This is a genomic window from Pannonibacter anstelovis, assembly GCF_036881715.1.
GTDB lineage: Bacteria > Pseudomonadota > Alphaproteobacteria > Rhizobiales > Stappiaceae > Pannonibacter > Pannonibacter anstelovis.
Genome location: NZ_JBAKBF010000039.1, coordinates 1 through 304, shown reverse-complemented (window position 1 = coordinate 304; position 304 = coordinate 1). Strand labels below are relative to the sequence as shown.

Genomic DNA, 304 nt, shown 5'->3' with positions numbered 1-304 from the left:
TCAACCTCAACGTTGGCGACAACACCATCACCGTCGTGGGCACCGCACAGGATGGCGTCACAACCCAGACCTACACGGTCACTGTCAATCGTGCCGCTCCGGCCTCAACCGTCGCCACCCTGGCAAACCTCGTCCTGTCCCAGGGCACGCTGACACCCGCCTTCGCCAGCGGCACCACCATCTACACCGCCTCCGTCGGCAATGCCGTCACATCGCTCACCGTCACGCCCACAGTCACGGACGCAAATGCCACCGTCACCGTGAACGGCAACACTGTCGCCTCCGGCAATGCCTCGGGCCCAAT

General features: G+C 64.1%; 1 protein-coding gene. It reads left to right on the top strand.

The window, feature by feature from the left end; genetic code table 11:
• A partial coding sequence (locus V6L75_RS21020) for a cadherin-like beta sandwich domain-containing protein (protein WP_334253407.1) occupies positions 1-304 on the top strand: 304 nt, incomplete at both ends.